At 62.1% G+C, this 10368-nt stretch carries 6 protein-coding genes and 1 pseudogene; 1 reads left to right on the forward strand and 6 read right to left on the reverse strand.

Features of this window, described 5'->3' with window-relative positions; genetic code table 11:
- Positions 1 to 259: 259 nt before the first annotated feature.
- Both QZ149_RS06020 and QZ149_RS06025 read right to left on the reverse strand, forming a co-directional pair.
- Entirely contained in the window at positions 260 to 514 is a 255-nt protein-coding gene (locus QZ149_RS06020) for a hypothetical protein (RefSeq protein WP_366488290.1), read from the reverse strand.
- Positions 515 to 556: 42 nt separating this feature from the next.
- A complete protein-coding gene (locus QZ149_RS06025; protein WP_291450411.1) occupies positions 557 to 1192 on the reverse strand; it encodes a LacI family DNA-binding transcriptional regulator in 636 nt (211 codons plus the stop codon).
- A gap of 166 nt (positions 1193 to 1358) precedes the next feature.
- On the opposite strand from QZ149_RS06025, the gene QZ149_RS06030 reads away from it, so the two are divergent.
- Positions 1359 to 3299, forward strand: a complete 1941-nt coding sequence (locus tag QZ149_RS06030) for a solute carrier family 23 protein (RefSeq protein WP_291450413.1) — start codon at positions 1359 to 1361, stop codon at positions 3297 to 3299.
- 200 nt (positions 3300 to 3499) lie between these two features.
- Here the strand turns inward: QZ149_RS06030 and QZ149_RS06035 are convergent, their stop codons facing one another.
- From QZ149_RS06035 to QZ149_RS06050, 4 genes and pseudogenes are all read right to left on the reverse strand, one after another.
- The gene (locus QZ149_RS06035; RefSeq protein ID WP_291450414.1) at positions 3500 to 3901 is read right to left on the reverse strand and encodes a hypothetical protein; all 402 of its coding nucleotides are present in this window, start codon (positions 3899 to 3901) and stop codon (positions 3500 to 3502) included.
- Between the two features lie 619 nt (positions 3902 to 4520).
- Entirely contained in the window at positions 4521 to 9107 is a 4587-nt protein-coding gene (locus QZ149_RS06040; RefSeq protein ID WP_291450415.1) for a S8 family serine peptidase, read from the reverse strand.
- Positions 9104 to 9868 carry a protease inhibitor I9 family protein gene (locus QZ149_RS06045; RefSeq protein WP_291450417.1) on the reverse strand — a complete coding sequence of 255 codons (765 nt, stop codon included), beginning with the start codon at positions 9866 to 9868 and terminating at the stop codon, positions 9104 to 9106. The genes QZ149_RS06040 and QZ149_RS06045 overlap by 4 nt, the downstream gene beginning before the upstream one ends.
- 374 nt (positions 9869 to 10242) lie before the next feature.
- Positions 10243 to 10368: pseudogene (locus QZ149_RS06050) on the reverse strand (N-acetylmuramoyl-L-alanine amidase family protein); the annotation flags it as partial.

Consider the following 10368-nt stretch of genomic DNA (forward strand, 5'->3'; position numbering starts at 1 on the left):
GGGCATCACGTCTCCACACATCCGTCGTGCGGTCTGACAACTTTTACAATATGAGAGAAATGTCACCCATACCGTACCCAATCGATAACAGTCCAATAACAATTGTTAACGTTCACATTCCCAAGAACTGTCATATACATAAAAGAAACGCTTGGAAACGCATGAAGTTATCGCCATACATTCCCGAAGTGACAAAATGTGACAATCCTTCGGCAAAGCGGAAGCCGTCATGTCAGACGTGGCGGTGATGCAGAGCGCATCAGGACCACAGTCTTCCAGACATCCTTAATACCGAAGTCCGAGCTAGCCACGTGTTGACTAAAACACCGAAGTGACACTCCGATTCACTCTTGTCTCCCTCCGCGACGGCAACATGACGCACGTTGTCGTCAAAGCGAACCACACGCAGCTCGTTGACGACCACACAGCCATCATCTGCACCCCGCATCTCGGGACTGCGGCCATTCACACTCCTGCCTGAGCGCCGACAAATATCCGTTGAGTGAGCGTTCATATCCCCACGCGCACAAAGCACGCACACAGAAGAAAAGGCTCCTTAATGGGCGCACGCCCCCGTCGAACCACGCACAACGAGGCGGGTGGGACGCACGTAGGTATCGGCCGAGCCTCCCTCTAGCGCCTGGCTAACAGCCTCCATCGCGCAGCGCCCAAGATCAGCGAAATCCTGGTGCACCGTCGTCAGACCCGGCCCCACATAGGCTGCCAAGGGTACGTCATCAAAACCTGCGACCGACACATCCCCCGGGACACTCACCCCGGCCTCGGCGAGGGAATCCATCGGCGTGATGACGATGATCGCCTCGGCAGCCAGGGACGAGAAATGATCGAAGGCGCTTGCCACGTCCTCGACGCTGAAACGGTCAAGGGCCACGACTGACGTGAAGAACCCGGCCTCGCGTGCGGTAATCTCCAGGGCAATCAGCATCGAGGAGTGGCCAAAATGAGCCGAGGTCGTGGTCACGACGCCGATAATGCCCGAGCGGGCGGTCACCAGGGCTCGGGCCACGGAATTCGGGCGGTATCCCAGCTGCGCAATCGCGGACTGCACGCGTTCGCGTGTCCGCGGCGACACGCGCCCCTTACCGTTCACAACGCGAGACACCGTCTGATGCGAGACACCGACCAATTGAGCCACGTCCGCCATTGACGGAGGACGACCGTTGCGCGGCATACCGGCCCCCCTCCCGTATGCGTCCCGTTTTGTTCACATCCTAAACGAAATGCACAAACGGCATATTACACGCCACACTTTTTAAATAAACCGTCAAACGTTCATCCTGATCACAGAGAATAGAGGCGTCCCTAACACCACTTGGATAAAGGTCCAGGAGACACAGATGGCATCACGCCCCTCGTCCGCTCCCCACCCCGTCGATCAAGTTCCTCCCTTTGGGAAACTCACCATTCTGGGTATTCAGCACGTCCTCGCGTTCTACGCGGGTGCCGTGGTCGTCCCGCTCGTTATCGCCTCCGGACTCGGGCTCGACAACCACACGCTTGTCCACCTCATCAACGCTGACCTGCTCACCTGTGGCATCGCCACGATTATCCAGTCCGCAGGCATTGGTCGTTTCATCGGCGTGAAGCTCCCCCTTATCCAGGGCGTCACCTTCACCGCCGTCTCCCCCCTCATCGCGATCGGCGCGGCGGCCACGCCACCCGGCGCCGACCCAACGACCGGCTTGGCCACCATGTACGGCTCCATCATCGCCGTCGGCCTCATCGTCTTCCTGGTCGCCCCCTTCTTCGCGAAGCTCCTGCGCTTCTTCCCGCCCATCGTCACGGGCACGCTGCTGACCGTCATGGGCACGACCCTGCTGTCAGTCTCCGCTGGCGACATCGTCGCGTGGGCCGATAAGGCCACCGACGAGGCAGCGAAAGCCGCGGCGACCTACGAGGCCCTCGGCTTCGCCTTCGGAACAATCGCGATCATCGTCATCATCCAGCGGCTCTTCAAGGGCTTTATGGGTACCCTGTCCGTCCTCCTTGCCCTGCTGATCATGACCGCCGTCGCCTTCGCATTGGGCAAGACCGACTTCTCGGGCGTGGGCGAGGCCACCTGGCTTGGCATCACCACGCCCTTCTACTTCGGCATCCCGAAGTTTTCCGTGACCGCCATTGTCGCCATGATCATTGTTATGGCGGTGACTGCCGTGGAGACCACGGGTGACGTCTTCGCGACCGGCGAGGTCGTGGGCAAGCGCATCGCCCCGCGCGACATCGCCAACGCCCTGCGCGCCGACGGCCTGTCCACCCTGCTGGGCGGCGTCCTCAACTCGTTCCCCTACACCTGCTTTGCGCAAAACGTCGGCCTGGTGCGCCTGACCCGCGTGAAGTCCCGCTGGGTCGTCACGGCCGCCGGCGTCTTCATGATCATCATCGGGCTGCTGCCCAAGGCGGCGGCCATCGTCGCGTCGATTCCGCAGCCCGTCATCGGCGGCGCGTCCCTCGCGATGTTCGCCAACGTCGCCGTCGTGGGTATCCAGACCCTGGCCAAGGTCGACCTTCGTGACAACCGCAACGCCGTCATCGTCTCCACGTCAATCGGCATGGCACTGCTGGTCACCCTCAAGCCCGGCATCGTCACGGTCATGCCCGCCTGGCTGCAGATCATCTTCGGCTCCGGCGTGACGATCGGCTCGCTGACCGCCATCATCCTGAACCTTCTATTCTTCCACATCGGTCGCCCTGCTTCCCCGGACGTGGCCGTTGTGGACGGCAAGAAGATCAACCTGGACGACGTGAACGCGATGGATCGCGAGACCTTCGTGTCGACGTTCTCCCAGATGTTCACGACGCAGACATGGCCGGCGGAGCGTGCCTGGGATGCCCGCCCCTTTGGGTCAGTGTCCGACCTGCGTTCTTCCTTCGAGAACGTCGTGTTGGCGGCAACGCAGCAGGAGGCCGAAGAACTCATCGCGTCGTACTCGGATATCGTGTCGCTGGTCCTCGATGGCCAGGGTGACGAGCAGTCCCTGGCCGATACGGCGAACCTGTCGGTCGGTGATCTGACGGACAAGGAGGCCGAGGAGCTGCGCGCCCTGGCCAGCGCGTACCGCGAGAAGTTTGGCCGTCCGCTGGTGATCTGCGTGGATAACGTGGTGGATCGCAAGCACCTGCTGGAATCCGGTTGGCGCCGCGTCGAACATTCCCCGGCCCGCGAGGCTCGTTTCGCCCTCGGCGAGGTCATCGATATCGCCGATCTGCGCTTCGATCAGCTGGTCGCCGACGCGAACCCCATGCGCGCCGCGTGGGACGCGGGGGTTGAGCGCCTCTAAAGTCGTCCGCCCCATCAGTGACGAGGCCGGGGCGCGTTGGGCTTTTTCGTAGAGTCCCGGCGCGTCCCGGCCTTGTGCTGCCCGGGTGTCCCAACAGCCACTACGCACAACATCCCGGGTGGCGCATGTTGCTCCTGACTATACGGGAGGGGCGACCAGGTTGGCCGCCCCCCGCATGCGCTCGGATTGTCAGCGATGCGTCATCGATCCCACGAGAAACCGCACAGCTCGTTGAGCTTCTCGCCGTGCGCCGATAGTTCTGTGGTGAGGTCCAGGACCTCGTCGGATTCGTAGAAGTCGGCACCGTTGTTCATGGCGTCAGCGAGCTTGTCCATGTCGGTGATGACGTCCGCGTACGCCGCCTTCACGTCATTGTTGGTGACCTTCTTGGCGGCTTCCTTGTGGATGGCGAGGAACGTGTCCAGCTTGTTCTTGAAGTCCTCGGAACCAGAGAACACGGATAGCGCATCCACCTGCTCCAGGGCCTTATCGCGGGCGTTGTTGATTTCTTTGCAGGCATCGGCCTTGGACTGGGATCCGCAGGCAGCCATGCCGAGCGGGAACAGAAGGACGAGGCCGGCGGCGACGAGACGGCGCTTCATGGGTTTCTCCTTGATTGAGTTCGTAGATGCCGCGAAAGTCTATCGCTTTCCACTTGGTAAACACGGACCGGTGGTTCCCGTCCCCACGCTCCACTATGAAACGTCGGTTAGCCTTCAGCTCACGCACGAGGGGTGATGGGAAACGACGTATCGCGGGACGCTTCGGGGCGCATCCGTATGCGAACCCTCTATCCCGCACGTGAACCCGCTGCTCCGCACGTGGGCAGCCCCGCCGACGCTCCGATGAGCGGGTTGACGTGCGCAAGAGAAGTCCCAGCCTCCGACTAGTGCACGCAGCGACCTATAAACCTCACCCTGTTCACTCGCTCGTCGAGCGCGTGCAGATATGCCGAGGGGCCGACCTGACGGTCGGCCCCTCGGCGTATCCCATCAACACAGTGCGAGTTCTCCCAGATGACTCCTCAAACGTAGCTCGTCGGCATTACTCGGACCCGTGCGGCCCGCGCCGTGTTCCCTTGCGATGACGCTTACTGTAAGGAGCCAACCTTGTGGGACCCCACAGGCAACCTGGGAAAAGCCTGGGACTTTATGCGCTCGCGTCCCGACGCGGTGTTCGGGGCGCGAGCGAGGCGCGCGCCTTGGCACCATGGCAGGGATGCTACAGGAGCTGGCCCGTGTCGGAGAAGTGGTACCACTTCCACCCGATGCGTACCCATCCCGTCGCCATAGCTCCGGTGCCGGGTTGCAGGTAGTACCAGGCACCTCTGTCTGTGAACCAGCCGGTGGCCATCGCACCGGTTGTGGGATCCAGATAGTACGTATCCGTGCCCAGCGTCAGCCATCCGCTCTGCTGAGCACCCGTCGAGGAGTGGTAGTACCACGAGTCCCCGTCGAGCACCCACCCGGTCTTCGCACACCCATTCGCGCCGAATCGGTACACCTGCGCGTCGATGGTGAGCGTCGAACTGCGTTCAACAGTGCCATCCGCGTACCGGTAGCTCCAGCAGCTCCCGTTGTGCGACCACGATCCCACCTGCGGGGTCGGAACCGGCTGAGGACTGCCCGCGAGCGCCACCGTCACCGGGTGACGCAGGTGCGTGGCGTCGCGCACCTCGATGCGCAGCGTCGTATCACTGCTTGTCGGGTTCCACGACAGAAGCGCAGAGGCAGAGTCGGCGTTGGCCGTCATGTCCGCCCAGTCGAGCACGCGTGTCTCGGTTCCGTCCGCGCCAACCTGCGTGGCTCGCATCTGGTATCCGCCCGGAACGCCACCGGTCACGGAGGCGGTGATCTGGGTCGGGGTACCGACGGATGCCAACAGCTCGTACCCGTCATCGGCCTCGGTGATTCCCGCGCCAGAAACGGTCACAGTCGCGGGGGTGTACCGATGGATGCGCGCGGTATCGAGGCGTGCTTCGAGCAGCGCGTTCTCAGCCGTGACCCATGCGGGCGATCCCTGCGCGTCGGCGACATACACGTCGATGTCGTCGGGTCTTCCCCCAAGCAGGTAGGAGTACAGGGCGAATTGTGTGGTTGTGGACGGCAGGACGACGACTCTCGGGAAGCTCCCCGAGAGGGTGATGTCCGTTATCCCTTCGCCGAAGAATGCACTCATCAAAGATGTATCCGAGGCGCTCTCTTCGTAATCCACGACGCCCTGGACCCCACCTCGCACGATGAGGTGCTGGGGAGCCGCGAGGCTTGTGCCCCTCGACGAAATCTTCCTGATCTGCGTTCCAAACTCGACCGTCTCGAGTCCCGTATTCGCCAGTCCGCCCGAGTATTGCACGGAGTCGGGAATCTCCAGTTCCGTCAACGACATGGCACCGTCAAATGCGTGGGCACCGATGGTCGTCACCGCACCAGGCAGGACAATCGACGTCAGGGCAGTCGACGCGAACGCCCTCTCCCCCACCGTTGTCAGCTGCGAAGGATAGTCTCGCGTGTCATCGAATGTCACCGAGGTCAAAGCGGTCGATGCAAACGCGTCTGCTTGAATTTCTCGGACGCTCGCGGGAATACGAACGCTGCGAATCACCTGACGTGCCTTATCAAAAGCGGAGGGTGCGATCACCGTGACCGTATCCGGAATCGTCACGTCGGGCGAGGACCCCTCGTAGCTGGTCAAGACACCCGACGCATCGATCACGAAGTCCCGGGCGGCTTCGCCTTCGATCGCGACCGGGATGGACACGCTTCTCGCCCGCCCATAGCGATTTCTCACCATCGCACGCAACGTACCGCTTCCTTCCGTGCTCGACGCCGTCACCGTCGCCGACAGCGTGTCACGGCTGGTCGTGACCGTTCCAAGAGAAGCAGGCACCAGCTTCCACGTCACCGTGCGCCCCTTGAAGGCTGATGCAAGGAACGCCTCAACTGTCGCCGATTGCCCCGTCTGGAGAGTAAGCGAGGACGTCGACAGCTCGATACCCGTCCACGATGAGACCGCGCGGACGCTGACCTGCGCGCTCGCGGACACGCTCGATTGCGTCGCGTCGGCCGCGGTGATCGTCGCGCTTCCAGTTCCCACCGCCCGCACGTGTCCTTGATCGTCAACGGTCGCCACGGCCTCGTTCGAGGAGGACCACACGAGGCCGGTGACGGTCGCGTTGGCGGGTTCGTAGTCTGCGCGCAGGGTCGTCGTCTGCCCGACGATAAGCGAGGAGGACTGCGGAGTCAGGGACAGCGCGGTCATCGGGATCCCCGCCAGGTTCACGTGTGCCGTCGTCCGATTCTTGCCCGCGTCCCAGGCGTACAGGGTCAGGGCGGCCGGGTTGGTCACCGTCAGGGACTCGGGCAGGTCCTTCCACGCAATCTCGTAGTGGCTCGTGTATGTGCCGTCGCTCTGATGTACGTCCGTCAAGCCTTCCGTCACCGAGTAGGCGGGTTCGTTCTCGGTTATCGCGGAGAACCCGTACCCGGCCAGCGGCGAGGAGTCGGTGATGTCGATGACCAGTGTGCGTTCCCCTGCGTCATCCCTGACGTCGAGCGTGGTCACGACGGGAGCTTGGGTGTCCAGCATCAGCTCGTAGCTTTGCTGGTGCGTGGTCGAAGACGGGCCGTCCGATGCTGCTTCAATCGTGAGGGTGTAGGGTCCGTCGGGCAGCTCTGTACCCGACGCGTCGAATCCGTCAAAGACGGCCGCGTCCGCGTGAGGGGTTTCGGCGGTGTCAGCCTGGGCGTCGACGGTGTCAGGAACTTCCGCTTTCCCATCGAAGGGGTACTTTCGTGCGCGGTGACGCGTGTACGAGCGCACAACCGTACCGGCCTCGTTCCTGTAGGTGTAGGTCACCACCGGCACGTTGCGCAGCAGGACAGTACGAGGTGCAATCGACGTCGGTGCTCCAGGCAGAGTCGAACGCGAGACGACGTAGCGGGCACCGTCGAGTCCCACGCGCGGCTCATCGAGCGGAGCGCGCGTCGCCAGGTTGATCAGGGAAGACCGGTCGGCGTGGAAGTCGCTTCCCTGCGCGTCGAAGACGCTGGGGTCTCCCCAGGAGCCGTAGAACCCCATGTAGGGAACCGTCAGGTTGGGTGCCCCATCGGTGCTCGCGAAGGTGACGGCGCCGTCAATAAAGGTTCCCTTAGGCGCGTTCTCGGCGGCGTACGAGGCAAACTCAGCCTGAGGGGTCACCGTGACGGTCACGGAGGAGCTCGATCTGGCGGGCACGCGCAACGTGTTCGCCGAGAAGATCAGGGAGATACCCTGATTCGCCCAGTTCTTGGAGTGCTGGGTGAAGTACCCGTTTTCGGTGATCTCGGAGAGAGCTTGGCCGCCGAGCGTGTAGGTGTGGTCGTCGCCGGACAAGTTGGTCAGCCTCACCGTGAAGCGCCAGCCCTGCGTTCCATCCCCGAGGTCTGCCTTCGGGCGAGAGGGGTCGGATGCTCCTTCCACGGTTGGGTAGACGGCCGTGGTGGTTGCCGCGACCGCGTCGATGAGGCCGGCACCGACTCTGCGCGGCGAGTAATAGGTTCCGTTGCGTTGCTCAACGTCTTGGAGCGGATGAGCGGTGCCCATCAGGATATTCGCAACGACAGCGTCCTTATCTGCGTGGCTCATGCGCGCGAACAACGGATCGCTTGCGATGCGCTCACGCACGAGGGCGGCCACGCCAGCGACGTGCGGGCTTGCCTGCGAGGTGCCGGTCATTCGCACGTACTGGTCAAGATATCCAGCGGAGACGACATTGCCGCCGGGTGCGGTGATCTCGGGCTTGAGTGTGAGGTCGGGTGACACGCCCCAGGAGGAAGTGGGATAGACCATCGGCATATCGGTCACGGGAACCTGGTCGGAATACGTGAGGGTGATCGTCACGCTCCCGGAGGCAGAGGATCGTAGCGCCTCGGCGAGAGTGCCGTGGTCTTTGTTCGTGATGGTGACGGTCGGCAAAGTTGCATGCTCGTCGATTATTGCCGCGTAGGGAACCACACCCTGATCGGGGTCTCCGAGCATGAGCGCTGCTGGGCGCGCTGACAGGGACTCAGCCGCACTCACTTGCCGCCAGGCACTGATCTTGTCACTGTATTCCCTGTTCCCGCCGCCGTTTTCCAGGAGAATGACATCGGAGAGATCGCCCTGGTTGTCGGCGACGAGTTGCTTGAGCGTGCTTGCATCACCCGCGCCGGCGTCAATGACGCGGTAGGTTCCCTCTGGGATGGCACGCAGGTCAGCCTTCGCCTGATCATCCCTATCAACGGCGGCGCTGTAGAAGATCCGCTGGTCCTCGTACGTCAGATAGGGCAAGGCCAACACGTTATCGACCGAGGCGACGGTCAACGACGGTTTGAAGGAACCCGGCTCGGTCACCGTGGAAGTATCCGGTTCGGTCGCGTAGGGTGCAGCACTGCCGTTGAGGGTTCCGTACGCGGCAGACCCCTCATTCCCCGCGCACACGTTGACGGTGATGCCTTCATCTGTCAGGGCTTTGAGCACGCCATCGTAGACGCTGCCGGCCTCGCTGCTCATGCCTCCGCCTCGCACAAGAGACAGGTTGATGATGTCCGGCTTGAGGATGAGGGCGTCATCGAGCGCATCCAGCACTGCCCTGTCCTGAATACCGCTGCCATCTCCGGCCACTTTTGCAGCGATGATCTGAGCGTTCGGCGCAACGCCCCGCAGCTCGGGCGCATTGGCGGCGGCGATACCGGCGACGTGTGTCCCGTGCTGGCTGTTGAAGATATATCCGGGATTCGGGTTGTCATCCTCGTCGGCGTAATCGTAGACAAAGGGGATCTTTTTGCTCACGTAACGTCCCCCTTTCCCGTGCGGGAACTGGTTAAGGCCTCGACGTCCGCTTGACTCATGCGCACGTCAACACCGTCCATGGAGCCGGCAAAGGCTGCATGCCTTATCACCAGTCCTGTGTCGATGATTTCGATAACCTGGCGGTCGCCCTTCAGGCCGGTCTGGTTGGCGCGAATCATCTCGAGCGTGGAGGAATTGAGCACGCTGGGGTCAATGGCGGTGAGGACGGCATTGTCTGCCTCCTCACTGATCGTCGTAGGATCGTAGGTTTGCTCGACGAATGCTGCCTTAACGCCTTCGGTGGCACGAATGGCCTCCAGGGAGGAGGCCGGGGCTTCGAGCGCGAAGCCGTCGAGCGCGTGGCTGTATTCGCGCAGGACGGTGACGACCGAGCCGGACGCTACCCGATCAACCTCTGACTCGATGCGGGCTTTCATCTCTGCGTGTTTGGTATCCGCGCTCAGACCGAAGACGCGCTTATCCCAGGGAATTCCGACGTCTCCGTCCTCAAGTTGGACGATGATCGTGGTCGGCGTGTCGTCGCTGGCATGTCCTTCAACGTCCGAGGCCGTGGCAGCGTCCTGCGGGATGCGCGACTGTGCGTCGCCGCCGGACTGCGCGTCGTCGCTCTGGGCAGCGAGGGTGCGCTGCTGGGCGTCGTCGGTGACGGCAGCCGCACGTGTCGATGGGATTGTGACTGGGGTAAAAACGAGGGCACCTGCCGCTATCAGCGCCAGTGCCGTGACTTTTCGTCGGGACATCTGTGGCTCACTTGGTCGACAAAAGGGGTGGAGGTAAGGGTCACGTCACTGCGATCCTCACCTGTCAATCATAAACCGATGGAGCTTAGTCGATAATTGATACTGTTTGACAGACAATCGTTCCAACAGTAGGCCGACACTATTTTAGCTGACATAACAACCCATTCCGACAGCCTTTAATATTCCAACAGCGCCTGACACCCCAGCGTTTTACAAGGCTATATGGGGGACATGGAGACGCACTATAATAAACTGACAAACTTTCATCCACGCCGATAATTGTGACCAGCACTGCAGCTGCGGACAGGTGTGCGCCCCTGGGTGGTGTCCCGGGGCGCACACTCGGGCGCTCACGCCCGCATCAATCACTCAGCTCAGCTCCACTGGCCCGAATCAGAGAAGAAGTACCACGTCCCCCCAATCCACACCCAACCGGTCACCATCACACCCGACTCCTTCAAGAAATACCACGAATCACCAATCCGCAACCAACCAGTAAC

This window comes from Actinomyces sp. ICM47, assembly GCF_905369875.1.
Taxonomy (GTDB): domain Bacteria; phylum Actinomycetota; class Actinomycetes; order Actinomycetales; family Actinomycetaceae; genus Pauljensenia.

Coding starts and splice junctions, on each gene's coding strand:
- QZ149_RS06035 (WP_291450414.1), bottom strand. CDS start 3,901: ATGAAGCGCCGTCTCGTCGCCGCCGGCCTCGTCCTTCTGTTCCCGCTC.
- QZ149_RS06030 (WP_291450413.1), top strand. CDS start 1,359: ATGGCATCACGCCCCTCGTCCGCTCCCCACCCCGTCGATCAAGTTCCT.
- QZ149_RS06025 (WP_291450411.1), bottom strand. CDS start 1,192: ATGCCGCGCAACGGTCGTCCTCCGTCAATGGCGGACGTGGCTCAATTG.
- QZ149_RS06020 (WP_366488290.1), bottom strand. CDS start 514: ATGAACGCTCACTCAACGGATATTTGTCGGCGCTCAGGCAGGAGTGTG.
- QZ149_RS06045 (WP_291450417.1), bottom strand. CDS start 9,868: ATGTCCCGACGAAAAGTCACGGCACTGGCGCTGATAGCGGCAGGTGCC.